This is a genomic window from Catellatospora sp. KI3 (assembly GCF_029948125.1).
Lineage (GTDB): Bacteria > Actinomycetota > Actinomycetes > Mycobacteriales > Micromonosporaceae > Catellatospora.
Map to the genome: position 1 here is coordinate 24,038 of NZ_JASAMB010000018.1, position 24,852 is coordinate 48,889.

General features: G+C 71.4%; 22 protein-coding genes. 13 read left to right on the plus strand and 9 right to left on the minus strand.

All coding sequences use genetic code 11. From position 1 onward, the window contains the following. Window positions 1–91: 91 nt before the first annotated feature. Window positions 92–979: a tryptophan 2,3-dioxygenase family protein gene (locus tag QEZ54_RS25550; RefSeq protein ID WP_281307251.1), complete on the minus strand. Its 888-nt coding sequence runs from the start codon at window positions 977–979 to the stop codon at window positions 92–94. A gap of 140 nt (window positions 980–1,119) precedes the next feature. Between QEZ54_RS25550 and QEZ54_RS25555 the strand changes: the two genes are divergently transcribed. From QEZ54_RS25555 to QEZ54_RS25565, 3 genes are all read left to right on the plus strand, one after another. Continuing rightward, window positions 1,120–1,569 (plus strand): Lrp/AsnC family transcriptional regulator, encoded by a 450-nt coding sequence (locus tag QEZ54_RS25555; RefSeq protein ID WP_281307252.1) that lies wholly within the window; start codon window positions 1,120–1,122, stop codon window positions 1,567–1,569. A gap of 127 nt (window positions 1,570–1,696) precedes the next feature. Next, entirely contained in the window at window positions 1,697–2,185 is a 489-nt protein-coding gene (locus tag QEZ54_RS25560; RefSeq protein ID WP_281307253.1) for a hypothetical protein, read from the plus strand. A 3-nt stretch (window positions 2,186–2,188) separates the two neighbouring features. Then, on the plus strand, window positions 2,189–2,806 hold the full coding sequence (locus QEZ54_RS25565; RefSeq protein WP_281307254.1) for a class F sortase: 618 nt from the start codon (window positions 2,189–2,191) through the stop codon (window positions 2,804–2,806). A 3-nt stretch (window positions 2,807–2,809) separates the two neighbouring features. On the opposite strand, the gene QEZ54_RS25570 is transcribed toward QEZ54_RS25565, so the two are convergent. Further along, complete coding sequence (locus QEZ54_RS25570) at window positions 2,810–3,328, minus strand: HNH endonuclease (protein ID WP_281307255.1); 519 nt, start codon at window positions 3,326–3,328, stop codon at window positions 2,810–2,812. A gap of 477 nt (window positions 3,329–3,805) precedes the next feature. Here QEZ54_RS25570 and QEZ54_RS25575 point away from each other — a divergent pair, with 477 nt between their 5' ends. The 4 genes from QEZ54_RS25575 to QEZ54_RS25590 all read left to right on the plus strand — a co-directional run bounded on the left by QEZ54_RS25575 (window position 3,806) and on the right by QEZ54_RS25590 (window position 8,117). Continuing rightward, on the plus strand, window positions 3,806–4,786 hold the full coding sequence (locus tag QEZ54_RS25575; RefSeq protein WP_281307382.1) for a mechanosensitive ion channel family protein: 981 nt from the start codon (window positions 3,806–3,808) through the stop codon (window positions 4,784–4,786). 156 nt (window positions 4,787–4,942) lie between these two features. Next, entirely contained in the window at window positions 4,943–6,292 is a 1,350-nt protein-coding gene (locus QEZ54_RS25580) for an MFS transporter (RefSeq protein WP_281307256.1), read from the plus strand. 10 nt (window positions 6,293–6,302) lie between these two features. Continuing rightward, on the plus strand, window positions 6,303–6,710 hold the full coding sequence (locus tag QEZ54_RS25585) for a globin (RefSeq protein WP_281307257.1): 408 nt from the start codon (window positions 6,303–6,305) through the stop codon (window positions 6,708–6,710). Window positions 6,711–6,851: 141 nt separating this feature from the next. Next, window positions 6,852–8,117, plus strand: a complete 1,266-nt coding sequence (locus tag QEZ54_RS25590) for a delta-60 repeat domain-containing protein (RefSeq protein WP_281307258.1) — start codon at window positions 6,852–6,854, stop codon at window positions 8,115–8,117. A 188-nt stretch (window positions 8,118–8,305) separates the two neighbouring features. Here QEZ54_RS25590 and QEZ54_RS25595 read toward each other — a convergent pair whose 3' ends face one another. The 4 genes from QEZ54_RS25595 to ettA form a co-directional block, all read right to left on the minus strand. Next, window positions 8,306–8,773, minus strand: a complete 468-nt coding sequence (locus QEZ54_RS25595) for a YbjN domain-containing protein (RefSeq protein WP_281307259.1) — start codon at window positions 8,771–8,773, stop codon at window positions 8,306–8,308. 276 nt (window positions 8,774–9,049) lie between these two features. Next, the gene (locus QEZ54_RS25600; protein ID WP_281307260.1) at window positions 9,050–9,712 is read right to left on the minus strand and encodes a hypothetical protein; all 663 of its coding nucleotides are present in this window, start codon (window positions 9,710–9,712) and stop codon (window positions 9,050–9,052) included. Further along, window positions 9,697–10,098 (minus strand): thioesterase family protein, encoded by a 402-nt coding sequence (locus tag QEZ54_RS25605; RefSeq protein WP_281307261.1) that lies wholly within the window; start codon window positions 10,096–10,098, stop codon window positions 9,697–9,699. Before QEZ54_RS25605 ends, QEZ54_RS25600 begins: the two co-directional genes overlap by 16 nt. 66 nt (window positions 10,099–10,164) lie before the next feature. Then, entirely contained in the window at window positions 10,165–11,841 is a 1,677-nt protein-coding gene (ettA, locus tag QEZ54_RS25610; RefSeq protein ID WP_281307262.1) for an energy-dependent translational throttle protein EttA, read from the minus strand. Window positions 11,842–12,049: 208 nt separating this feature from the next. Between ettA and QEZ54_RS25615 the strand changes: the two genes are divergently transcribed. The 3 genes from QEZ54_RS25615 to QEZ54_RS25625 all read left to right on the plus strand — a co-directional run bounded on the left by QEZ54_RS25615 (window position 12,050) and on the right by QEZ54_RS25625 (window position 17,611). Continuing rightward, window positions 12,050–13,474, plus strand: coding sequence for a trehalose-6-phosphate synthase (locus QEZ54_RS25615; protein WP_281307263.1), 1,425 nt, complete (start codon window positions 12,050–12,052; stop codon window positions 13,472–13,474). Beyond that, entirely contained in the window at window positions 13,471–16,014 is a 2,544-nt protein-coding gene (gene otsB / locus QEZ54_RS25620; protein ID WP_281307264.1) for a trehalose-phosphatase, read from the plus strand. The genes QEZ54_RS25615 and otsB overlap by 4 nt, the downstream gene beginning before the upstream one ends. A gap of 127 nt (window positions 16,015–16,141) precedes the next feature. After that, on the plus strand, window positions 16,142–17,611 hold the full coding sequence (locus tag QEZ54_RS25625) for an ATP-binding protein (protein ID WP_281307265.1): 1,470 nt from the start codon (window positions 16,142–16,144) through the stop codon (window positions 17,609–17,611). Here the strand turns inward: QEZ54_RS25625 and cobA are convergent, their stop codons facing one another. Together cobA and cobT are read right to left on the minus strand one after the other, a co-directional pair. Further along, complete coding sequence (gene cobA, locus QEZ54_RS25630) at window positions 17,612–18,805, minus strand: uroporphyrinogen-III C-methyltransferase (protein WP_281307266.1); 1,194 nt, start codon at window positions 18,803–18,805, stop codon at window positions 17,612–17,614. It abuts the gene before it with no gap. A gap of 133 nt (window positions 18,806–18,938) precedes the next feature. After that, window positions 18,939–20,018: a nicotinate-nucleotide--dimethylbenzimidazole phosphoribosyltransferase gene (gene cobT, locus QEZ54_RS25635; RefSeq protein ID WP_281307267.1), complete on the minus strand. Its 1,080-nt coding sequence runs from the start codon at window positions 20,016–20,018 to the stop codon at window positions 18,939–18,941. Window positions 20,019–20,188: 170 nt separating this feature from the next. Here cobT and QEZ54_RS25640 point away from each other — a divergent pair, with 170 nt between their 5' ends. Further along, a complete protein-coding gene (locus QEZ54_RS25640; RefSeq protein ID WP_281307268.1) occupies window positions 20,189–22,312 on the plus strand; it encodes a transglycosylase domain-containing protein in 2,124 nt (707 codons plus the stop codon). 52 nt (window positions 22,313–22,364) lie between these two features. On the opposite strand, the gene QEZ54_RS25645 is transcribed toward QEZ54_RS25640, so the two are convergent. Next, window positions 22,365–22,964 (minus strand): GNAT family protein, encoded by a 600-nt coding sequence (locus tag QEZ54_RS25645; protein WP_281307269.1) that lies wholly within the window; start codon window positions 22,962–22,964, stop codon window positions 22,365–22,367. A gap of 177 nt (window positions 22,965–23,141) precedes the next feature. Here QEZ54_RS25645 and QEZ54_RS25650 point away from each other — a divergent pair, with 177 nt between their 5' ends. Both QEZ54_RS25650 and QEZ54_RS25655 read left to right on the plus strand, forming a co-directional pair. After that, window positions 23,142–23,894: an SURF1 family protein gene (locus QEZ54_RS25650; protein WP_281307270.1), complete on the plus strand. Its 753-nt coding sequence runs from the start codon at window positions 23,142–23,144 to the stop codon at window positions 23,892–23,894. A gap of 129 nt (window positions 23,895–24,023) precedes the next feature. Beyond that, window positions 24,024–24,776 carry a hypothetical protein gene (locus QEZ54_RS25655; RefSeq protein WP_281307271.1) on the plus strand — a complete coding sequence of 251 codons (753 nt, stop codon included), beginning with the start codon at window positions 24,024–24,026 and terminating at the stop codon, window positions 24,774–24,776. Window positions 24,777–24,852: the final 76 nt, after the last annotated feature.

Genomic DNA, 24,852 nt, shown 5'->3' on the forward strand with positions numbered 1-24,852 from the left:
TGATCATGAACTTAAGGACGTGTTCGACGGTGTGTCTCCACCCTGCCACCGTGATCACCGGCGCGGGCCCGCGCTGGTGCGGGCGGACCCGCTACATGAGGGTGCGGGCGGACCAGAGTTCGGGGAAGACGGTGCGGGACATGCTGCGCTGGAGCCAGGCGTACCCGTTCGAGCCGCCGCTGCCGACCTTGGCGCCCATGGTGCGGGCGACGGCGCGCAGGTGCCGGTGGCGCCACTCGTCGAAGCGCTCCGACACCTCGGTCAGCGCCTCGCCGAGCTGGCGCAGGTGGTTGTCGGGGCTGTCGTCGCGGTAGACCTCCACCCAGGCCGCCTCGACCGCCGGGTGCGGCTGGTGCTCCTCGGCCAGGTCGCGGGCGAGCAGGTCGGCCGGGATTCCGAAGCCCTGCCGGGCCAGCAGCGCGATCACGTCGTCCCACACGCTCGCGCCGTTCAGGCTGGCCAGCAGGTCGTGGTAGACGTCGTCCTGGCGCCGATGCGGGCGTACCAGGGAAGCGGTCTTCAGGCCGAGCAGGAACTCCAGGTGGCGGTACATCGCCGACTGGAAGCCCGAGCCCTCGCCGAGCAGGTTGCGGAAGCGGTTGAAGTCGGCCGGGGTCATCCAGTGCAGCGCCTGCCAGGCCGCGATCAGGCCGTCCAGGTGCAGCACGGTACGGCGCAGCGGCGCCAGCGCGCCCCACACGTCGTCCTCGCCGAGCAGCCGCTGCGCCTCGCGCAGCTCGAAGCGCACCAGCCCGAAGTACAGCTCCATCACCTGGCTGATCATGAGGAAGGACATCTCGCCGGGGTCCTTGCTCAGGGTCTGCTGCAGGCTGTGCAGGGTGGAGGCGTGCACATACGCGTCGTACGGCGTCTGGTCGGCGAACTCCAGGGTGGGTTCGCCGCCGTTGACCGCCGCGCGTTCGTCGCGCTCCAGGGCGGTGGCCGGGCGTACGACGGTCGTCGAAGTCTTGGCGTCCACGTGGCTCCTCCGTTCACTGATGCGGACATCCTGTCTCCGGACACCCCGCCCGCGGAATGCCGTTTCAACGGCGCCGGAGGCGCCCGGCTTTCGGTTCATAATCAAGTTCGAGAACCCGGTTTACGAAGGAAAGGTGCCGCGTGGACGACATGGACTGGGCGCTGCTACGCGAGCTGCAGGACGACGCGCGGCTGTCCTTCAGCGAGCTGTCCCGGCGGGTCCACCTGTCCCCGCCCGCGGTCGCCGAACGGGTCCGGCGCCTGGAGGAGTCGGGCGTGATCACCGGGTACCACGCGCAGATCGACCTGAGCGCGGTCGGGCGGCCGGTGGTCGCCCTGATCCAGATGTCCTGCTACGGGCCCGGCTGCATCCTGCGCGACCCGACCGTGTCGCAGTGGCCGGAGATCCTGGAGATCCACCGCATCACCGGCGACGCGTGCAGCATCCTCAAGGTCGCCGCGCCCTCGATGGAGGCGTTCGAGGCGGTGATCGACCGCCTGGCCCGGCACGGCCGCCCCTCCAGCACCATGGTCCTGTCCACTCCGCTGTCCCGCCGCCCGATCACCCCCATGCCCCCGCAGGAACCCTGACCCCAATCTGGCGCAGCCGCGGGCGCGGTGGACGAGTTTTCATGTTTCGGTGGGGGGTCGCGTCGGTGATGAGAGGATTCCTCCTAGCCCGGTGGGTTTCGCCGGGATCGCCGATGATGGGGGAAACATGCGGTCTGCCATCCGGGTCGCGGCCGGTGCTGCGGCGCTGGCGCTCGCGGGGCTGAGCGCGCCCGCGCCGGCGTACGCCGAGGGCGTCTTCGTGGAGGTCAACCCGAGCACGATCCAGGCGGGGTTCCAGGTCGCCATCAGGGCCAGCTGCGGCGACGCGCTGAACAACGCCAAGGTGCACTCGGAGGCGTTCGGCGAGGTCACCGTCGAGCCGGTCAACGCGTACCTGATCGCCGCCGCGACCGTGCCCGAGCACAAGACGCCGCGCGGGTACACGGTGAAGCTGACCTGCCCCAGCCGGCAGACCGCCACCACCACGCTCTGGGTGGTCGGCGAGCACACCTCGCACCACGGCCCCGACACCGGCGGCGGGTTCCTGGCCGGTGACGACGGCAGCGCGCTGATCGGCGCGGGCGCGGCCGCGGTGGGCCTGGGCGCCGGGGTGGCGCTGCTGGCCCGGCGGCGCCGGACGATTCCGCAGGGCTGACCGGTGCGCGGCCGGTGGAGCCGCCCGCTGGCGCTGCTGCTGGTGCTGGCGGGGCTGTTCAGTGTCGGGATCGGACTGGGCCGGGCGCACGGCCTCTCGCTGGCCGAGCTGTTCCGCGGGCCGGGCAAGCCGCCGCCGGGCGAGTTCCCGGTGCTGGCGCCGAGCCGCCCGCTGCGCATCGAGATCCCGTCGATCAAGGTGAAGGCGTACGTGCACGGCGTCGGCGTGGCCGCCGACGGCGCGGTCGCCACCCCCTCGCTGCTGCTGCGCAACGAGGCGGGCTGGTTCCAGCAGGGCCCGACGCCCGGCCAGTACGGGCCCGCGATCATCGTCGGGCACGTGGACACCAAGGACCGCCCCGGCGTCTTCCACCGGCTCAACGAGATGAAGCCGGGCCAGCGGATCGAGATCACCCGGCGCGACGGCAAGGTGGCGGTGTTCGAGGTCAACACGGTCGAGCGCTTCGCCAAGGACGCGCTGCCGGTCAAACGCGTCTACCAGGACTTCAGCCGCCCCGGACTACGGGTGATCACGTGCGGGGGCCGGTGGGTCGGCGGGAAGCTCGGCTACGCCGACAACATCGTGGTGTTCGCGAGCCTGGTCAGCACGCGCAAGGGGTGACGGTCAGACCGGTTCGAGCCACTGCGCCCAGCGCGGGTCGGGGGCCCGGTGGCCGAGCACCCGCCAGATGATGCCGTGCGGCACCGCCGGCTTGACCGGCAGCCGCCAGCCGAGGTCGGCCAGGGTCTTGTCGCCCTTGTGGTGGTTGCACCGGGCGCACGCGGCGACCACGTTCTCCCAGGCGTGCGGGCCGCCCTTGGAGCGCGGGTGCACGTGGTCGATGGTCTCGGCCGGACCCTGGCAGTAGACGCAGCGCCCGCCGTCGCGGGCGAAGATGGCCCGCCGGGACAGGCCCACCGAGGTCCGGTACGGCACCCGGACGAAGCGGGTCAGCCGGGCGACCAGCGGCACCGGCACGTCGTGGCGGGAGCTGTGCAGCACCCCGTCGCCGTCGGCGACGCAGACGGCCTTGCCGGAGAGGATGAGGATGGCGGCCCGACGCACGGACACGACACACAGCGGCTCATAGGTCGCGTTGAGGAGCAACGCGGCGGAAGAGGCTGTGGGTCGTATGTCAGGCATCGGTATCACCCTCTATCACCAAGGGCCTGACGCCGGGGCCTCAGATCCCACCTGTCACTGTGACCATCGTCCCCGATAGATCGGGTGATCGCACCTACAATTTGCGGCCCTACTGTGAATTCTCGGCGGCAATCAGCCCAGCTCATGGGCATTTGCGAGATTAATCCCCGAAGATCGCGCCGCGAGAACACCGGCGCGGTGGGCCACTGGAGGCCGCACGCGCGTCGGGCGCCGCATCCGCCGTCCCAAAACCGGCCCACGCGCCCCGCGACCAATGCGGACGGTCGCTAATCTAGTGCCGCCCGCGGAAGCCGCCGACGGGGGGTGGCCGGCCGGCACGATACCCTGGGCTCTCGCCACCGACCGACGAGGTAGTACGCCGATATGCTGCTCAGTAAGCTCGCCCTGCTGGTGCTGGACCCGACGAGCGCCCCCACGCCGTCGGCCACGGGCTCGCCGACGCCGTCCGCCCAGTGCATGGGCGACGACCTCTGCAAGAGCCTCTACAACCTCACCGACTCGATCTGGCTGGCCGACGGCGGCTTCTACCTGCTGATCAAGCCGCTGCGCATCCTCGCGATCATCCTGGGCGCCATGATCGCCCGCGCGGTGATCAGCCACTTCATCATGAACGTGGTCAAGCGGGCCTCGGCGGGCAAGGCGCCGACGATGCTGCGGCCGCTGCGGGAGAAGATCCCCACCTCGGTCGTCAACGCCACCACGGTCTTCCCCGAGCGCCGCCGCCAGCGGGCCGAGGCGATCGGCTCGGTGCTCAAGAGCATGGTGACGGTCGGCGTCTTCTCCATCGCCTTCCTGATCGTGCTGAGCGAGTTCGGCATCGACCTGGCCCCGCTCATCGCCAGCCTCGGCATCGCCGGCGTGGCGCTCGGCTTCGGCGCGCAGACGCTGGTCAAGGACCTGATCGCGGGCCTGTTCATGCTGCTGGAGGACCAGTACGGCGTGGGCGACGTGGTCGACACGGGCGAGGCGGTCGGCGTGGTCGAGTCGGTCGGCCTGCGCACCATCACCGTGCGCGACGCGCGCGGCGTGCTCTGGTACGTGCGCAACGGCGAGATCATCCGGATCGGCAACAAGAGCCAGGGCTGGGCCCAGGTGATGGTCGACGTCCCGATCGGCTTCGTCGGCGTCGAGGAGGCCACCGGCGTGCTGCGGCAGGCCGTGGCGACGTTCGCGGCCGACCCGGAGTTCGCCGGGGACTTCATCGACCCGCCGCAGGTGCTGGGCGTGGAGAGCATCAGCGTCGACGGCGCGGTGCTGCGCACCATCTGCAAGACCTCGGCCGACAAGCAGTGGATCGTGCAGCGGGAGCTGCGGCGGCGGCTCACCGAGGCGCTCGAGGCGTCGGGCATCGCGGCGCAGATGCAGGCCGCCCGGACGCTGCGTGCGGCGGTGCCCCCGGAGGAGGGAACGGTCGTCGCAGCCGAGTCGGCTAGCTGACCGACCACCAGGGCATCAACCGTAGAGGCTAGCGCTTTATCCACCGATCGGGCAGAATCTACCGTCGAGATCCCTACCGGGACGGCCATTCGACGTGAACGTACGACAGGATGACGTTCCTCGACACCCACGTCGTGATCGATGGAGGTCCATCCGGTGGTGCACCCCTCCGCCCCCACCAACGCATCACCGCCGAACGACCCACCGGCGCAGGTCACCACGGCCGCCTCGCAACCCGAGCGGCGGGCAACCTTCAGCGACGTGCTCGCCGACCGCGAGTACCGGGGGATCCTCTGCGCGGGGGCGCTGTCCTGGCTGGGCGACTACCTGGCCAAGGCCGCCGTCACCGCGCTGGTCTTCGACCAGACCCGCTCGGCGGGCGCGGCGGCGGCCACCTTCGCCATCAGCTTCGCACCGTGGCTGCTGCTCGGGCCGCTGCTGAGCGCGGTCGCCGACCGGTACCCGTACCGCAATGTCATGATCGTCAGCGACGTGGCCCGGATGGTCCTGATCGCGCTGGTCGCCGTGCCCGGCCTGCCCCTGCCCGTGCTGATCGGCCTGCTGTTCCTGACCGCCCTGGGCAACCCGCCGTACGACTCGGCCCGCTCCGCGCTGCTGTCGCAGGTCTTCTCCGGCGACCGCCTGGTGCTGGGCATCTCCCTCAACCTCAGCCTCAACCAGACCGCGCAGATCGTCGGCTACCTGGCCGGCGGCGTGCTCGCGGCGCTCAGCCCGCGCCTGGCGCTGGGACTGGACGCCGCCACCTTCGCGGTCTCGGCCCTGGTGCTGTGGACCATGGTCGCCCACCGCCCGGCCGTCAACGCCCGGTCCACCCGCCGCAACCTGGTCCGCGAGACCGGCGACGGCTTCGCGATCGTGTTCGGCACGGCCGCGCTGCGCGGCATCGCGGTGCTCGTCTTCACCTCGATGCTGTTCGCGATCGTGCCCGAGGGCCTGGCCGTCGTCTGGGCCCACCACCTCGAACCGAACGGCGATCCGGCCGAGGTCGGCTTCAACCAGGGTCTGATCATGCTGGCCAGCCCGGTCGGCTACGTGCTGGGCGGCCTGCTGGTCGGCCGCCTGATCGCACCGGAGACCAGGCGCCGCCTGATCCGCCCGCTGGCCCTGGTCGCCGCGCTGTCGCTGGTGCCGGCGCTGGCCGATCCGCCCCTGTTCACCGTGTGCGTCATGGCCGCCGTCTGCGGCTTCTGCATCGCCGGCATGATGCCCGCCGCCAACGGCCTGTTCGTGCAGGCGCTGCCCAATCAGTACCGGGCGCGGGCCTTCGGGGTGATGCAGACCGGGGTGCAGCTGCTGCAGGGCGCCTCGGTCCTGGTCACCGGCATGCTCGCCAACCACTGGCCGCTGCACCAGGTCATCGGCCTGTGGAGTGTGGCCGGGGTGGTGCTGATCCTGGTGGCGCTCAGCGCCTGGCCCGCCGCGGACCTCTTCACCGCCGCCATCGAGCGGGCTCGCCGCCTGAACGAGGCTCCGGTCGCCGGGTAACCTGGGCCGGGTGAGCGAACAGACCGCCCCCGCGACGCAGACGCCGCCGAACTACTTCGAACTGCTCGGCGGAGAGGACACCTTCCGGCTGCTCGTGGACGAGTTCTACGCCGGGGTGGCCGCCGACCCGGTGCTGCGGCCGATGTACCCGGAGGAGGACCTCGGCCCCGCCAACGACCGGCTGCGCAAGTTCCTCGTCCAGTACTGGGGTGGCCCGACCACGTACCAGCAGGAGCGCGGCCACCCGCGCCTGCGCATGCGCCACGCCCCGTTCGTCATCGGCAGCACCGAACGCGACGCCTGGCTGCGCCACATGCGCCACGCCGTCGACGTCCTGGACCTCTCCCCCGAGCTGGACCAGCTCCTCTGGGACTACCTCGAGCGCGCCGCCTTCTTCATGGTCAACGCCGAGCACTGAGCGCGTCCGGCCGTAAGGAAGGGACCCTTCTTATCGGTATGTGACGTATAAGGGCCCCTTCTTAACACCGCCGGGCCGCTCACAGCGGCCTGGAGCCTCGTTAGACCGGGTGGAGACCCCGGACAACGAGGAGACATCCTGATGCGCCGTCGCGTCATATCGCTGGCCGCCCTGGCCGTGCTGGCCGCCGTGGGGGCGGCCGCCGCACCGGAGGCCCTCGCCAGGCCGCGCGCGGCAGACACCGTCGGCGAGGACCCCGTCGACTGGACGCCGCACGTCCTCGACGGCGAGGTCGAGGCGATCACGGTGGTCGGCGACACCGTCGTGGTGGGCGGCGAGTTCAGCACCGTCGTGGACAGCGAGGTCGAGTATCAGTACGAGCGCCGCAACATCTTCGCCTTCGACCTGCGTACCGGCGCGGTGCTCGACTTCGCCCCCGACGTCGACGGCGAGGTGATGTCGCTGGCCCCGGGCCCGGACGGCTCCGTGTTCGTGGGCGGGGCGTTCCAGGGGATCGACGGCCGGTACGGGCGCGGTCTGGCCCGGCTGGACCTGGCCACCGGCGAACCGGTCGAGGGCTTCGACGCGATGATCAACTGGGGTGACGTACGCGCCCTGGTGCCCAGCGGCGGCTGGCTCTACCTGGCGGGCTCGTTCAGCGCCGTCGACGACGTGGCGCGGCTGGGGCTGGCCCGGATCGACCCCGACACCGGCGCGGTCGACCCCCGCTTCGACGCCCGGCTGTCCGCGCCGGAGATCGGCCGAGTGAAGGTCGAGGACATCGCGATCACGCCGTCAGGCGACCGGCTGCTGGCCGTCGGCGCGTTCACCCGGGTCGGGTCCACGCGGCGGGTACAGGCGGCGATGTTCGACCTGACCAGGCCGAAGGCGACGCTGGCGCCCTGGTCGACCGACGCGTACACGCCGCTGTGCCGGGACGGGTTCGACACGTACATGCGCGGGGCGGACTTCTCGCCGGACGGCGGGTACCTGGTCATCGTGACCACGGGACGGCTCAGCGGGCGGCGGCTGACCTGCGACACCGCGGCGCGGTTCGAGACGTACGCGCCGGGGCGGACCGATCCGACCTGGGTCAACCACACCGGCGGCGACTCGCTGTACGCCGTGGAGATCATCGGCGGCGCGGTGTACGTCGGCGGGCACCAGCGCTGGCTGGACAACCCGTACGGCCACGAGTCGGAGGGGCCGGGTGCGGTGTCGCGGCCCGGTGTCGGCGCGATCCACCCGGAGACGGGCATGGCGCTGCCGTGGAACCCGACGCGCACCCGCGGCGTGGGCGTGAAGGCGTTCGCGGCGACCCCGCTGGGCCTGCTGGTGGGCTCGGACACCGACGAACTCGGCCGGGAGTTCCACGGCCGCGTGGGGCTGTTCCCCCGCCCCGAGTGACCCGCCCCGGGCGGCGCCCCGCTAAATACAGACGTTGGCCTATCTCATCGAGTGTGCGAGGATCGGACTCGTTGAGATAGGCCAACGTCTATGACAAAACGGGCGTGGGGCGCTGCGGGCGGAGTGCGGAGGGGCGTCCGGGCGCTGACCGGTATACCGCCACGGTGCGAGGGTGGCGGGGCCGGGGGTCAGAGCAGCAGGCCGCCGTCGGAGTGCATCCAGTCGACGAAGGTCGTCGACACCGAGGCCGCGCAGTCCAGGATCTCCATCAGCAGCGCGTCGTGCGCCCCGGAGCGCAGCGGCACCTGCCACTCGGCGTAGATCGGCAGCTGGCCGCGCTCGGTCGGGTCGCCCACGTACGCCTTGGCGAAGCGGCGGGTGTGGTTCCACTCGTTGACGGCGCGGTAGGCCAGGTCGGCCAGCTCCGGCGGGACGGTGGCGTGCGGCCGGGCGCGGATCACCAGGATCTCGTCGTCGGGCCCCTCGACCGCGAACAGCAGCGCGTGCCGCTCCCACAGCGCGAGCAGGCTCTCCTCGCCGTCGGACAGGTACCGGATGTCGAGCAGGTCGAGCGTGGCCGCGATGCGGCGCAGGTTGACCGGTGGGGTCTCACTGACCGCCAGCTTGGTAGGGGCCGGTGGCAGACTGTCCATCATGGACAGATCGTCCGGCACTTCGAAGAGCCCACGCTGCTGCGGGACGACCCGTTGCCGAGCCGTGCTCGCCGCCGCGGACTGCCCCCGCCATCCGCGTTGCCATGAGAACCAAGCCATCGCTCATGCTCCTGTCCGACGTAGCTTGATGCCGACCAGATAAGTGCTGAGGGAGAGCAAATGCCTACCCTCAGTTCATCCCCCGGCGAGAGGCTACCCGGACAGCCGCCTTCCGTCATCCCCTTACCGGCCGTCCCAGGCTAAATGAACTAGCCGTGATCAACCAATAGGACGAGAGGCGATCGGTCGTACAGTCAATGCCGAGGTGGCCCGGATCCAAGCCGTACCAAAGGAAGCGGCCAAACCGGTCCAGGGTCCGGCGGTGACTACGCTCACCTGGCCTGATGTGCCGAGGAAGCCCATCCGCACCACAGCCTGGACCAGCCGCTGCGGTACAGAAAAGGGTACATCGTCTATATCGGACTTTCCGGTGATGACAACGTGGTCAAGGAGTGCGTCGCGCAACATCCGCTGCCCGACGGCCCGACCGCGCAGCCCGTCGGACTCGACCTCGCGCAGCGTCGCCGCGGCCGCCGCGGCCGCCTGGCGCACCACCTCGACCGGCAGCGACTCCAGCACCCGGCCCGCCGCCGGGGGCAGCGGCTGCCGCCAGTCGCCGTCGCGGCGCGGCGGCTCGGCGGCGCCGGACAGCAGCGCCGCGGCCGTGGTGACCCGGTCGTCGGGGACCGGGCCGTCGACGGTACGGGTCACCAGCACGCCCCACGGCAGCGCCGCCCACAGCGCGGTGCGCCCGGCCCCCGCCGGGCGCAGCCGCACCAGAGCCGCCGGGTCCAGCCGGACCAGGCGGCTCAGGAACGCGCCCGCGTCGGCGGCCGGTGCGGTGCCCGAGGGGGCGGACACGGTGCTCAACTGACCAGCCACGGCTTGAGGAAGGCCTGCTCGCCCTCGGTGAGCCGGCGCGGGCGGCGGCGTTCGAGGTCGTACGGGACCAGCACGGTCTTGGCCCGGCTGGCCAGCAGGTCCCCGTCGAACAGCTCGTAGCAGATGGTGAACCGCGACGCCTTGAGGTCGTCGACCCACAGCTCGATGCGCACCGGGTCGCCGTAGTCGACCGGGCGCAGGTAATCCACCTCGTGCCGGGAGACCACGATCCCGTCCTCGAACGAGGTGACCCCCGCCTCGCGGGCGCCGACGAACATCATCGCGACACGCGCCTCCTCGTACAGGGTGAGGAAGCGGGCGTTGTTGACGTGCCCGTACGCGTCAAGATCGGACCAGCGCAGCGCGCAGTGGTAGGTGAACCTCATCGATGCCGCCTCAGTCATGGGTGTCGCCCGGCGGTCGTGACCGCCGGGCGACCTGGTGGATCTTCGTCAGTCCCGGGTCAGCCTGCGGTGGGTGACCCGGTGCGGACGGGCGGCCTCGATGCCGAGGCGGTCGATCTTGTTCTTCTCGTACGCCTCGAAGTTGCCCTCGAACCAGAACCACTTCGACTCGTCCTCGTCGGTGCCCTCCCACGCGAGGATGTGGGTGGCGACGCGGTCGAGGAACATGCGGTCGTGGGAGATGACCACGGCGCAGCCGGGGAACTCCAGCAGCGCGTTCTCCAGGCTCGACAGGGTCTCCACGTCGAGGTCGTTGGTGGGCTCGTCGAGCAGCAGCACGTTGCCGCCGATCTTGAGGGTGAGCGCCAGGTTGAGGCGGTTACGCTCGCCACCGGACAGCACGTTGACCGGCTTCTGCTGGTCCGGCCCCTTGAAGCCGAACGCGGCGACGTACGCCCGCGACGGCATCTCGACCTTGCCGACCATCAGGTAGTCCAGGCCGTCGGAGACGACCTCCCAGACCGACTTGCCGCTGTCGAGACCGGCCCGGTTCTGGTCCACATAGGACAGGTTGACGGTCTCCCCGACCTTGACAGAGCCGTCGTCCGGCTTCTCCAGCCCCACGATGGTCTTGAACAAAGTCGTCTTTCCGACACCGTTCGGACCGATGATCCCCACGATGCCGTTGCGCGGCAGCGAGAAGGAAAGGTCGTCGATGAGCACGCGCTCGTCGAAGCCCTTCTTCAGGCCCTTGACCTCGATGACCGTGTTGCCCAGTCGCCCGCCCGGCGGGATCTGGATCTCCTCGAAGTCGAGCTTGCGGGTCTTCTCCGCCTCGGCGGCCATCTCCTCGTAGCGGTCCAGTCGCGCCCGGGACTTGGTCTGGCGGGCCTTGGCGTTGGAGCGGACCCACTCCAGCTCCTCGGACAGCCGCTTCTTCATCTTGGCGTCCTTGCGGCCCTCGACCCCCAGACGCTGCGCCTTCTTCTCCAGGTAGGTGGAGTAGTTGCCCTCGTACGGGTACGCCCGGCCGCGGTCGAGCTCCAGGATCCACTGCGCCACGTTGTCGAGGAAGTAGCGGTCGTGGGTGATGGCGATGACGGTGCCCGGGTACTTGGCCAGGTGCTGCTCCAGCCACAGCACGCTCTCCGCGTCCAGGTGGTTGGTGGGCTCGTCCAGCAGCAGCAGGTCGGGCTGCTCCAGCAGCACCTTGCACAGCGCCACGCGGCGCTTCTCGCCACCCGAGAGCGGGCCGACCGGCAGGTCGGGCTCCGGGCAGCGCAGCGCGTCCATGGCCTGCTCGAGCTTGGAGTCGAGGTCCCAGGCGTCCGAGTGGTCCAGCTCCTCCTGGAGCCTGCCCATCTCGTCCATGAGCGCGTCGGAGTAGTCGGTCGCCATCAGCTCGGCGATCTCGTTGAACCGGGCGAGCTTGGCCTTGGTCGCGGCGACGGCCAGCTCGATGTTCTCCAGCACGGTGAGTGACTCGTCGAGCCGGGGCTCCTGGGCCACCATGCCGACGGTGTACCCCGGCATGAGCCGGGCCTCGCCGTTGCTGGGAATGTCCTGACCAGCCATGATGCGCAGAAGGCTGGACTTACCCGCGCCGTTCGGGCCGACCACGCCGATCTTGGCACCGGGCAGGAAGTTGAGCGTGACGTTGTCCAGCACAACCTTGTCGCCGTGTGCCTTGCGCGCCTTTTCGAGCGTGTATATGAACTGGGCCACGGGTGGGCCAACCCCCTTCAGACAGACTTCCGCTCCATCATCCCAGGCCACCGGGGCGACCTCCGCATCGGGTGGGTTGTGATCAATGTCCCCCGCTGGGATTATCGCGACGTATTGCGGTCATCACCGTGCCGATGATCCATCTTCCGGATTGCGCCAGTAGTCTCAAAGGATGGCCAACGGTCAACCGATCGGAGGAGAGGCCGCGATGGTCGATCGCAGCCCGTTTGTCGTGGTTGCCAACCGGCTCCCTGTGGACGAAGTCCCCAACGACACCCCCGGGGGCCGGGTAACCGGCACCGGGGATCAGCAGCGCCGGTGGCGACGCAGCCCCGGCGGACTCGTGACCGCCCTGCACCCCGTCCTCGTCGAGCACCACGGCACCTGGATCGGCTGGGCGGGCACGCCCGGCGAGGTCGCTCCGGAGCCGTTCGAGCTGGACGGGATCAACATCCACCCCGTCCCGCTGTCAGAGGACGACCTCGAGCGGTACTACGAGGGGCAGTCCAACGCGACCATCTGGCCGCTGTACCACGACAACGTCGAGCCGCCGGCGTTCCGGCGGCGCTGGCGGGAGGCGTACCGCGTGGTCAACCGGCGCTACGCCGAGGCCGCCGCGGCCGTGGCCGCCCCCGGTGCCACCGTCTGGGTGCAGGACTACCAGCTCCAGCTGGTCCCCGCGATGCTGCGGGAGCTGCGCCCCGACCTCAAGATCGGGTTCTTCCTGCACATCCCGTTCCCGCCGATCGAGCTGTTCATGCAGCTGCCGCAGCGGGCCGAGGTGCTGCGGGGGCTGCTCGGCGCCGACCTGGTCGGGTTCCAGCAGCGGCTGGCGGCGCAGAACTTCCTCCGGCTGGCCAAGCACCTGCTCGGCACGCCGTACCACGGCAACGTGATCGAGTACGAGGGCCGCCAGGTCAAGGCGGACGCGTTCCCGATCAGCATCGACGTCGGCGAGATGGAACGGCTCGCCGACAACCCGCTCGTGCGCGAGCGGGCCAGGCAGATCCGCGCCGAACTGGGCGACCCGAAGACGGTCATCCTCGGCGTGGACCGGCTCGACTACACCAAGGGCATCGAGCACCGGCTCAAGGCGTACCGGGAGCTGCTGGCCGCGGGGAAGCTGACCGTGCCGGAATCGGTCATGGTCCAGGTCGCCACGCCCAGCCGCGAACGGGTCGAGCACTACCAGGCACTGCGGATCAAGGTGGAGCGGGAGGTGGGCCGGATCAACGGTGATTTCGGCCGTGTCGGCGTGCCTGCCGTCCATTACCTGCACCAGTCGTACAGTCGCAGTGAGCTGGCCGCACTCTACTGCGCGGCCGACGTGATGATGGTGACTCCGCTGCGGGACGGCATGAACCTGGTGGCCAAGGAGTATGTCGCAGCCCGCCTCGACCACGGTGGGGCGCTCGTGCTGAGCGAGTTCGCCGGCGCGGCGGGCGAGATGCGGCAGGCGTTCCTGTGCAACCCGCACGACTTGGACGCGGTCAAGGATGCCCTGATGCGGGCGGTCACCGTCGACCAGCACGAGGCCCGGCGCCGGATCGGCGTCATGCAGCGGCATCTGCGGCGGCATGACGTGGCGCGCTGGGCGTCCGACTTCCTGACCGAACTGGGAGCCACAACATGACCCTGGGCACCACCGTCGATCTAGACCGCGACGGTTTCGACCCCGCCCTCCGCTCCGCCCTCAGCAAGCTGGCCCGGGTGCCGCAACTGCTGGTGGCGTGCGACTACGACGGCACACTGGCGCCGATCGTGGAGGACCCGGCCGCGGCCGCGCCGCTGCCCGAGGCGGTCGCCGCGCTGCGATCGCTGGCCACGCTGCCGCAGACCACCGTCGCGGTGGTCTCCGGCCGGGCGTTGCGGGATCTGGCCGCGCTGTCGCGGCTGCCCAGCGAGGTCCATCTGGTCGGCAGCCACGGCTCCGAGTTCGACGTCGGCTTCGTGCAGCGCCTGGCCCCTGACCAGGTCGAGCTGCGCACCCGCCTGCAGCACGAGCTGGAGCGCATCGCCGCCGCCCACCCGGGCGTACGGCTGGAGAACAAGCCCGCCAGCATCGCGGTGCACCTGCGTACCGCCTCCCGCCCGGTCGCCTCGGCGATCACCGACGCGGTGCGCTGCGGCCCGGCCGCCTGGCCCGGCGTGCACACCACCGAGGGCAAGGAGGTCCTCGAACTGTCGGTGCTCGCCTCGCACAAGGGCACCGCCATCGACGAGCTGCGCCGCCAGGTCTCGGCCGGCGCGGTGCTGTTCATGGGCGACGACGTCACCGACGAGAACGCGTTCCGCAGCCTGTCCGGCAAGGACATCGGCGTGAAGGTGGGCTCGGGCGAGACGGCCGCCGGGCACCGGGTGCAGGACCCGCTGCAGGCGGTGCGCATCCTGGGGCTGCTGCTGGACACCCGGCGCAACTGGCTGTTCGGCGAGCGGGCGGTGCCGATCGAGCGCCACTCGATGCTGGCCGACGGCCGTACCGTCGCGCTGATCAGCCCGGACGCCCGGATGAGCTGGCTGTGCCACCCGCGCCCGGACTCGGCGGCGATCTTCGCCGACCTGCTCGGCGGCGCCCCGGCCGGCCACTTCAGCGTGGGCCCGCAGCGCGGCGGCCACCCGCTGGGCCAGCGCTACCGCAACGGCACGATGACCATCGAGACCCGCTGGTCCGGCCTGACCGTGACCGACTGGCTCGAGGGCGACAGCCTGATGCGGCGGCTGTCCGGCAACACCGTGGTGCGGGTCGAGTTCGCGCCCCGGCCGGAGTTCGGGCAGGTGCCGGTGCAGCTGCAGGCGCTCAGCGACGGCCTGCTGGTGCTCGGCACCAGCGAGCACCTGAGCCTGTACTCCCCCGGCGTGGAGTGGGACGTGGTCGACGACGGCGGGCACGACACCGCCCGCGCGGTGATCGACCTGGCCAAGCTCGGCGGTGAGGCGCTGCTGGAGATGCGCATGCGCAGCCACGACCTCACCCCGCACCCGCGCAGCACCACCGACCGCCTGGAGGCGGTCGAGCAGCCGTGGCGCGAGTGGGCCAACTCGCTGGAGCTGCCCACCGGCAGCGAGCGGGACGTGGTGCTGCGCAGCGCGCTGACGCTGCGCGGCCTGTGCCACTTCGAGGGCGGCGGCGTCATCGCGGCGGCCACCACCTCGCTGCCGGAGACGCTGGGCGGCATCCGCAACTGGGACTACCGCTTCTGCTGGCTGCGCGACGGCGCGATGACGGTCAAGGCGCTGGTCGAGCTGGGCTCGCTGACCGAGGCCGAGTCGTTCCTGCGCTGGGTCGACGGCGTCGTCGAGCGCACCGGCGGGCACCCGGAGCGGCTGCACCCGCTCTACACCGTCGACGGGTACGAGCTCGGCCCCGAGGCCGTGATCGAGAGCCTGCCCGGGTACGCGGGCTCGCGCCCGGTCCGGGTCGGCAACGCCGCCAACAAGCAGCTCCAGCTCGACGTGTTCGGGCCGGTCGCCGACGTGCTGATGGCGGTCGCCGACCGCCGGGGCAAGATCCGCCACGAGGAGTGGCGGGTCATGGAGGCGATGGTGCAGGCGGTCAGCCAGCGCTGGCACGAGCCTGATCACGGCATCTGGGAGGCGCGCCTGCCACCGCGGCACCACGTGTACTCCAAGGTCATGTCCTGGATGACGGTGGACCGGGGCCTGAAGGTGCTGGAGCGGCACACCAACGAGGAGCGGCCCGAGTGGGTCGAGCTGCGCGACCGGATCGCCGAGAACGTGCTGCACCAGGGCTGGCACGAGGGCACCAAGGCGTACACGGTGGCGTACGGGTTCCCGGAGATGGACGCGTCCAGCCTGTGGATCGGCCTGTCCGGCCTGCTCGCCGACGACGACCCGCGCTTCCTGGACACGGTGCTCGCGGTCGAGGCCGAGCTGCGCTCGGGACCGGTGGTGTACCGGTACAAGTGGGATGACGGCATGCCCGGCAAGGAGGGCGGCTTCCACATCTGCACGGCGTGGCTGATCGAGGCGTACCTGCGCACCGGCCGCCGCGCCGACGCCGAGGAGCTGTACGACCAGATGCTGGCCACGGCCGGCCCGACCGGCCTGCTGCCCGAGCAGTACGACCCGGACCTGGAGCGCGGGCTGGGCAACCACCCGCAGGCCTACAGCCACCTGGGCCTGATCCGCTGCGCCCAGCTCCTCTCGAAGTAGCCCTGAGGTAAGGAAGGGCCCCTTCTTATCGCTTTGCGAGGTAGAAGGGGCCCTTCTTAACGCACCTGCGTTGTCCGAAGTTATAGCTGTGCCTATTATAGGTGCAGCTATAACTGTGGGAGACGCCATGGAGATCGATAAGCCGCAGCAGCTGCACGGCCGGGTCACCGAGTGGGACGAGCTGGCCGACTTCGTCTCGGCGCAGGTCACCGGCGCCACGCTCGGGCTGGTCTACGGCCGCCGCCGCCAGGGCAAGACCCTGATGCTGGAGCTGCTGGCCCGGCAGACCGGCGGCTTCTTCTTCGGCGCCACCCAGCAGAGCGAGCACCAGAACCTGGCCGACCTCGGCCGCGCCATCGCCGACCATCGCGGCCTGGGCGCCCCGCTGGCGCTGGGGAGCTGGCCCGAAGCGCTCGACGAGCTGGTGCGACTCGGCGCGGACAGCCCGTGCCCCGTCATCCTCGACGAGTTCCCCTACCTGGTGGCGTCCTCGCCCGGCCTGCCGTCCTACCTGCAGCAGACCCTCAGCCCGCTGGGCCGCGCCAAGCAGTACACCCAGGCGCGGCTGATCCTCTGCGGCAGCGCGCTGACCACGATGGCGACCCTGCTCAGCGCCAGCGCCCCGCTGCGCGGCCGGGCGGTGCTGGAGCTGGTGGTGCGGCCGTTCGGCTACCGGGAGGCGGCCGCGTTCTGGCGCCTGGACGATCCGGAGCTGGCGTTCAAGGTGCACGCGCTGGTCGGCGGGACCCCGGCGTACCTGGAGATGAGCGGCGGGGCCGGGCCGCGCGACCGGGCCGACTTCGACCGGTGGGTGCAGCGGCGGATCATCAACCCCGCCTCGGCCATGTTCCGCGAGGGCAGCCTGCTGCTGCGCGAGGACCCGTCCATCGCCGACCCGACGTCGTACGCGGCGATCCTGACCGCGCTGAGCGCGGGCCACGTGCGGCGCAGCGAGATCGCCGCCGACCTCGGCCGGCCCGCCACCTCGCTGGCGCACCTGCTCGACGGGCTGCAGGACATCGGACTGGTCGAGGCGGTGGACGACGCGCTGCGCCACCGGCGCACCGTCTACCGCATCACCGAACCCGTGGTCCGGCTGTACCAGCTGATCAGCGCGCGGCACGAGGCCGAACTCGTAGGCGGCCGCGCCGCCGACGTGTGGGCCCGCAACGCGGGCACCGTCCAGTCGAAGATCTTCGGGCCGCACTTCGAGGACCTGGCCCGGCAGTGGTGCCTGTGGCACGCCTCGCCCGAGACGCTGGGCGGGGTGGCCAGCCGGGTGCTGCCCAGCCAGCTCGCCTGCCGCAGCCACCAGACCGGCCACGAGCTGGACGCGGTGGTCTGGGAGGCGCGCCCCAACCAGGCCGACCGCATCGTGGCCGTCGGCGAGGCGAAGGCCACGACGGGCCCGGTCGGCGTCGCGGAGCTGGAGCGGCTGGAGCACCTGCGCACCATGCTGCCCGCCGAGGCCACGCCGGAACCCGTCCGGCTGATGCTGTTCAGCCGGGCCGGGTTCACGGCCGCCCTCACCGCCGCCGCCGGGCCCCGCGAGGACGTGGTCCTGGTCGACCTGGTCCGGCTCTACCAGGGCGAGTGATCAGGCGGGCAGCACGCCGACGACATCGCCGATGACGACGATCGCGGGCGGGCGGAAGCCCTCGGCCAGGCTCGGCAGCTCGGCCAGGGTGCCGCGGACGGCCTGCTGGTGGGCGGTGGTGCCCTCCTGCACGAGCGCGGCCGGGGTGTCGGCGGGCCGCCCGTGCGCCAGCAGCGTCGCGGTGATCGCGGGCAGGTTCTTCAGGCCCATCAGCAGCACCAGCGTGCCGCGCATGCGGGCCAGCGCGGGCCAGTCGACCAGCGAGTCCGGGTGGTCCGGCGGGATGTGCCCGCTGATCACGGTGAACTCGTGCGCCACCCGGCGGTGGGTGACCGGCACCCCGGCGGCGGCCGGGACGGAGATCGCGCTGGTCACACCGGGCACGACGGTCACCGGGACGCCCGCCTCGGCGCAGGCCAGCACCTCCTCGCCGCCTCGGCCGAAGACGTACGGGTCGCCGCCCTTGAGCCGGACCACGAACTTCCCGCCCTTGGCGCCCTCGACCAGGATGCGGTTGATCTCCTCCTGCTGCGCGGCCGGGCCGTAGGGCAGCTTCGCCACGTCGACCAGCTCGACCTCGGGCCGCAGCTCGTCCAGCAGCAGGCCGGGCGCGAGCCGGTCGGCCACCACCACGTCGGCGGCGGCCAGCAGGCGGCGGCCCTTGACCGTGATCAGCTCCGGGTCGCCGGGACCGCCGCCGACCAGGGCGACCGTGCCCCGGTACGACTCCGACACGGTCTCGGTGTCGGTGGCCAGCAGCCCGGCCACCCGGTCGCGCACCGACATCGCCTTCTTCGGCTCGCCCCCGGCGAGCACCGCCACGGTGACGGTGCCGTGCCTGGCCACGGCGGGGGTCCACGCGGTGGCGGCGTGCCGGTCGTCGGCCCGTACGCAGAAGACGCGCCGCGCCGCCGCGGCGGCCGAGACCCGCTGGGCCGCCTCCGGATCGTCGACGGCGACCTGGACCAGCCACGCGCCCTCGACGTCGTCCTCGGTGAAGGCGCGCCGCGCCCACTCCAGGCGCCCGGCGTCGGCCAGCCCGTGCAGCGCCGGGGTCAGCTCCGGCGCGACCAGCCGCACGCGGGCCCCGGCCGCCAGCAGCGCGGGCACGCGCCGCGTGGCGACGGCGCCGCCGCCGACCACCAGCACCGGCAGCCCGTCCAACCGCAACCCCAGTGGGTACAACTCAGACACGTCCACCCCTTGCCTCGCCCGGCCGCGCCCGCCCGCCACTCAAGCGTCCCGCCGACGCCGCCGACCCGTGTTCACCTTCGTTTACGAGTTGCGAACGAAGCGGGTCGGCTCGGTGCCGGCGGATGGTGAGAGGTCAGGCCGCGGGGGCGATGTCGATGCTGTCGAAGGTGGCCATCTCGTGCAGTACGCGTACCGCAGCGGCCACCACCGGATAGGCGAGCACGGCGCCGGTGCCCTCGCCCAGTCGCAGGCCCAGGTCGAGCAGGGGTGCCAACTCCAGCCGCGTCAGCGCGACGTCGGCGCCCGGCTCGACCGAGCGGTGCCCCGCGATCATCGCATCCCGGCTGCCGGGGGCGAGCGCCGCGGCGGCCAGCGCGGCGGCGGCCGCGATCACCCCGTCGAGGATCACCGGCACCCGCCGCGACGCCGCGCCCAGGATGTACCCGGCCAGCGCCGCGTGCTCCAGCCCGCCGACCGCGCCGAGCACCGCGATCGGGTCCCGGGCCGGTTCGCCCTGCCAGAGGTGGGCGTGCAGGCTGAGCGCCTTGCCGATGACCTCGACCTTGCGCAGGTGGGTCGGCGCGTCGATGCCGGTGCCGTACCCGGTGACCAGGCCCGGCTCGCGGCCGGTGAACGCGGCGATGAGCGCGGCCGAGGCGGTGGTGTTGGCGATGCCCATGTCGCCGGTGAGCAGGATGCGGGCGCCGCCGTCGATGAGCCGGTGCGCGATCTGGATGCCCACCTCCAACGCGGCGGTGGTCTCGGCGCGGGTGAGCGCGGGCTCGACGGTCATGTCCCGGGTGCCCGCGCGGACCTTGGCCGGGATGAGCCCGCCGGCGGGCGGCACGTCGGCGGCGACGCCGACGTCGACCACGGTGACCTGGACCCCGGCCTGGCGGGCCAGCGCGTTGACGGCGGCGCCGCCGGCCAGGAAGTTGCCGACCATCTGCGCGGTCACCACCTGCGGCCAGGGCGTGACCCCCTGCGCGTGTACGCCGTGGTCGCCCGCGAAGATCGCCAGCTGGGCGGGTTCGAGCAGCGGCGGCGGGCAGACCCCGGCGAGCCCGGCGAGGCGCTCGGACAGCTCCTCCAGCGCGCCCAGGCTGCCCGCGGGCTTGGTCAGCCGGGCCTGCAGCGCGCGGGCCTGCTCGATCGCGGCGGCGTCGAGCGGACGCACCGACTCGATCGTTAGCCCCAGTAGCTCACTCGTCACTCCGTCAGCTCATCACGTCCCGTGTCGCCTTGCCGACTCGGGGGCAGAAAACGCCGCGTCTTTTACCGCTTTGAATCCGGATAAAGGGGACGCTGTTCTACTTTTATGGGGTGAAGCCGCTCAGCCGCCTCAAAGAGGCCCTTTCCGCCACGGGACGATTCGGGCCGATCATGCGATCCGGGCTGATCGCGGGCGTCGTCGTCGCCGCGGTCACCTACCCACTGGCCGCGGTGGGCGGCCTCGGCGTCAAGGCCGGCGCCGATTTCTACGACTCACTGCCGTCGCAGCTCAAGACCGTGCCGCCGGCGCAGACGAGCTACGTGTACGCCGCCGACGGCAAGACCCTGATCACGCTCTTCTACGAGGAGCACCGCAAGTACGCCCCCATCGCCGACATCTCGGAGAACATCCAGAAGGCGATCGTGGCCAGTGAGGACGGGCGGTTCTACCAGCACAACGGCGTCGACGCGAAGGGCATCGCGCGTGCGTTCGTGGCCAACCACACCGCGGGCGAGGTGTCGCAGGGCGCCTCGACCCTGACGATGCAGTACGTCCGGATGGCGCTGCGCGACGGCGCGCAGACCCCCAGCGAGGTCATGGCGGCGACCGAGCAGACCAGCCTCCGCAAGATCCGCGAGGCCCGCCTCGCGATCAAGCTGGAGCAGCAGATGTCGAAGATCGACATCCTGGAGCGGTACCTCAACGTGGCGTACTTCGGCCACCGCGCGTACGGCATCTTCGCCGCGTCGCAGATCTTCTTCTCCAAGCTGCCCGCAGACCTCACCCTGGCCGAGGCGGCGACCCTGGCGGGCCTGGTCAAGGCGCCCTCGGCGTACGACCCGGCGGGCACCGACCGCAGCGCGGCGACCCAGCGGCGCAACTACGTGATCGACCGGATGCGCGAGCTGAACTACATCACCCCCGACGTGGCGGAGAAGACGAAGAAGGAGCCGATCAGCCTCAAGATCACTGATCCGCCGAACGACTGCACCTCGGTGTCGGCGGCCCACAACAGCTGGGGCTTCTTCTGCGACATGTTCAAGAACTGGTGGATCTCGCAGCCCGCCTTCGGGGCCAACCCAGGTGAGCGCGAGGACAACCTGCGCCGCGGCGGCTACAAGATCGTCACCTCGCTGGACCCGAAGGTCCAGGACATCGCGATGGACCACGTCACCAAGCGCCAGCCCATCGGCAGCTCGTACGCCCTCGGCGAGGTCGTGGTGCAGCCCGGCACCGGGCTGGTCAAGGCGATGGCGGTCAACCGCAACTACTCGCTGGACCAGGCCAACAACGGCACGCACACCGACCCGCTGCGCGCCGGCAAGATCAAGGGCAACTACCCGAACACGGTGAACCCGCTGCTGGGCGGCGGCAACCTGCCCGGCTACCAGGCCGGCTCCACGTTCAAGATCTTCACGATGGTGGCGGCGCTCGACGCGGGCCTGAAGATGAACACCTGGTTCTACGCCCCGCACCGCTACCGCTCCATCTACTTCGCGGGCTGGGGCGAGCGCGGCTCCTGCGGCGGCGGCCACTGGTGCCCGGTCAACGCCAGCGGCGCGATGACCGGCAAGCACGCGATGTGGTCGGGCTTCGGCAAGTCGGTCAACACCTACTTCGTACAGCTGGAGCAGAAGGTCGGCGCGGACAAGGCGGTCCGCATGGCCGAGCGGCTGGGCCTGCACTGGCGTACCGACATCGACAAGCTGCAGGCGTCCCCGGCCAAGGCCAAGAGCTGGGGCTCGTTCACCCTGGGCGTCGCCGACACCACCCCGCTGGAGATGGCCAACGCGTACGCGACCATGGCGGCCGAGGGCAAGTACTGCGAGGCGCTGCCGGTCATCGGGATCACCAACCCCGACGGCAGCCCGGCCATGATGGACGTCAAGGGCAAGCAGGTCCCCGTGGCCACGCCCCGCTGCCGCCAGGAGGTCACCAAGGCGGTGGCCCGCGCCGCCACCGACGCCATGCGCTGCGTCACCGGGTACGGCGCCGCCAAGGGCTCCTGCGGCAACTGGTCCACCGCCCCCGGCGTGTACGGCATGGTCAAGCGGCCGGTGGCGGGCAAGACCGGCACCACCGACGACACCCGCGCGGCCTGGTTCGTCGGCTTCACCAAGGAGCTGGCCGCGGCGAGCTTCATGGCCGACCCGGACAACCCGTTCCACGTGACCGGTGACTGGAACTCCTGGAAGCCGATCGAGACCGTCTCGTACACCCTGCGCGACGCGCTGGAGGGCAAGCCGGTCAAGCAGTTCACCCCGCCGCCGGACTCGATCCTCGGCTCCAAGTAGCAGCGACGCCGAAGGGGCGCCCCGGGTCATCGGGGCGCCCCTTCGGCGTATGTCAGCGCAGGTCGGCGGCGACTATGGACCACACTTCCAGGTCGACCCGGCCGCTGTGCACGTAGCCCGCGTTGCGCAGCAGGCCCTCGTAGGTGAAGCCCGCCTTCTCCGCCACCCGCCGCGAGGCGGTGTTGCCCGGCGCGACCCGCAGCTCGATGCGCTGGAAGCCGTGCTCCAGCACCAGCGCCAGGGCCAGCACGTCCACCGCCTCCGGCGCGATGCCCAGGCCGCGCGCGTCCGGCGACACCGCGTACGAGATCTCGGTGACCCGCCCCACCCAGTCGGTGCGCTTGGTCCACAGGCACCCGACCAGCTGCTGGTCCTCGCGCCGTACGACGCCGTAGTGGTCGCCCATGCCGCTGTCGCGCCGCTCCGCGGCCATCTCGGTGCACCAGGACCGGCCCTCGATCTCGCCGAACTCCTGCGGGAACGGCAGCCAGCGCTGCGTCTGCTTGTCAGCGAAGATGTCGGTCACCGGATCGGCGTCGGCGGCGGTCAGCGGCCGCACGTCCAGCCGCGGCGTCTGCACCGTGAGCGTCGGGAAACGGCGGATGGCGAGATTGCCTCGCCCGGCCACACCTGCGGTCAATAGGCTCGACATGCATGACTCCATCGTCGGGGGTGGCGCGCCTGCCCTTGGCGTACCTGCATCAGGTAGAGCGCCCGGGGCGACTCGAAGTTGCACCATACCTGGTGCACCATACGGTCGCCTGAGTGTCGGGTCAGCCGTTTGGGCGTGATAGAACTCACAACTCGGGCATACCCGTAGACTGCCCGGGTGCGCTCCCTCCTGACCCCCCGCTGGCTGGGAATCCTCCTCGCCGCCCTGCTCGCATCCTTCGTGATGGTGCTGCTCGGCCGCTGGCAGTGGAGCCGGTACGAGCTGCGCTCGGCCGTCAACGACCGCATCGACGCCAGCACCGTGGTCGCCCCCGCGCCGGTGCGCGACATACTCGGCCCGCCCGGCACCGCCCCCGGCGACGACCACGCCTGGACCCGGGTCACCGCCACCGGGCAGTACGACCCCGCCCAGGAGATCCTGCTGCGCAACCGCACCGTCGAGGGCGAGGTCGGCTACGAGGTGCTGACGCCGCTGCGCCTGGCCGACGGTACGGCGCTGCTGGTCAACCGCGGCTGGGTCAAGCCCAACCCGCAGGGCATCACCGCCGCCCCCGACGTGCCCGCCGCCCCGTCCGGCACGGTCACCGTCGTCGGCCGCGTCCACCTGAGCGAGTCCTCCCCCGGCGCCATCGAGCAGCGCTTCGGCCGCTGGGAGACCCGCCGCGCGGCAGTCGGCCCCATCTCGGCGAAGCTGCCGTACCCGGTGCTCGGGGCGTACATCCTCGCCGACGGCGACACCCCCGGGGCCCAGGGCCTCGTGCCGATCCCCGTCAGCCACGAGAACGCCTGGCTCAACCTCGGGTACGCCGTCCAGTGGTGGATCTTCTCCGTCGGCGCCCTGGTCGGCGTGGCCCTCCTCATCCGCAAAGACCGCCGCGAAACCACCCCCACCACCCCCTCCCTGACGTAAGGAAGGGACCCTTCCAATCGCTTTCCGTAGTAGAAGGGCCCCTTCTTAACCACGGTCCTCGACCAGCGGGCGGGGGCGCCGGCGGATGCGACGGCTGTGGGGCGGGCGCGTGAACGCTATGGTGCGGTGGTGACCGACGAGCAGCCCGATCAGCCCGAAGCGGACCGGCCGAACCCGTTCATGCCGCCGACGCTGCCGCTGCCGACCGAGCCGCTGGCCGGCTTCGGCGTACGGGCCACCGCCGAGGTGCCCGAACCGGCCGTGCCGCCCGTCCCGTCGGGCCGGGCCGCCGTGCCGGAGCCCCCGCCCGCCCAGCCGACGGTGCGGATGCGGCCGCCGGACCCGACGGGCATCGCGCCCACGCGCCTGCAGCCTGTCGAGGGAGCCGCCGCCGGCACCCCGCCGATGCCGTCGGTCGGGAGAGCCGCCGCGACTGCGCCCACGCCGCCCATGCCCCCGGTGACGCCGCCCGCCCCGCCCCGGCTGCGGCTGCCGTCCGCGGCGCCCGCGCCGGTGCGGATCGGGGCGGGCGGGCCCGTGCTGGTGCAGCTCGGGGAGGTCGCGGTCACCGCGACGACGATCATCACGCCGGCCGGGGAGATCCCGCTGCGCGGGTCGCAGTGGACGGTCAACGACCAGTTCCACAGCCGGCAGCGCATCCCGGCGTGGGCGGTGGTCTGCGCCATCCTGCTGTTCTTCCTGCTGTGCTTCCTCAGCCTGCTGTTCCTGCTCGTGAAGGAGACCACGTACGAGGGGTCGGTGCAGATCTCGATCGCCAACGCGGGACAGCACTACGTGGTACGCATCCCGGTGGGCGACCAGCGGGTGATCGCACACCTGCACGCCCAGGTCAACTACGTCCGCTCCTTGGCCGCCCTCTGACGTTCCACCTCGCCGGTCACCGGTTCACCCGGGCCCACCGCCCCGCTTTAACATTTACGCTGGCCTATCTAGAAGA

Coding starts and splice junctions, on each gene's coding strand:
- QEZ54_RS25570 (WP_281307255.1), bottom strand. CDS start 3,328: ATGCCTGACATACGACCCACAGCCTCTTCCGCCGCGTTGCTCCTCAAC.
- QEZ54_RS25590 (WP_281307258.1), top strand. CDS start 6,852: ATGCGCCGTCGCGTCATATCGCTGGCCGCCCTGGCCGTGCTGGCCGCC.
- QEZ54_RS25560 (WP_281307253.1), top strand. CDS start 1,697: ATGCGGTCTGCCATCCGGGTCGCGGCCGGTGCTGCGGCGCTGGCGCTC.
- QEZ54_RS25625 (WP_281307265.1), top strand. CDS start 16,142: ATGGAGATCGATAAGCCGCAGCAGCTGCACGGCCGGGTCACCGAGTGG.
- QEZ54_RS25605 (WP_281307261.1), bottom strand. CDS start 10,098: ATGAGGTTCACCTACCACTGCGCGCTGCGCTGGTCCGATCTTGACGCG.
- QEZ54_RS25615 (WP_281307263.1), top strand. CDS start 12,050: ATGGTCGATCGCAGCCCGTTTGTCGTGGTTGCCAACCGGCTCCCTGTG.
- QEZ54_RS25640 (WP_281307268.1), top strand. CDS start 20,189: ATGCGATCCGGGCTGATCGCGGGCGTCGTCGTCGCCGCGGTCACCTAC.
- QEZ54_RS25575 (WP_281307382.1), top strand. CDS start 3,806: ATGGGCGACGACCTCTGCAAGAGCCTCTACAACCTCACCGACTCGATC.
- QEZ54_RS25595 (WP_281307259.1), bottom strand. CDS start 8,773: ATGATGGACAGTCTGCCACCGGCCCCTACCAAGCTGGCGGTCAGTGAG.
- QEZ54_RS25645 (WP_281307269.1), bottom strand. CDS start 22,964: ATGTCGAGCCTATTGACCGCAGGTGTGGCCGGGCGAGGCAATCTCGCC.
- otsB (WP_281307264.1), top strand. CDS start 13,471: ATGACCCTGGGCACCACCGTCGATCTAGACCGCGACGGTTTCGACCCC.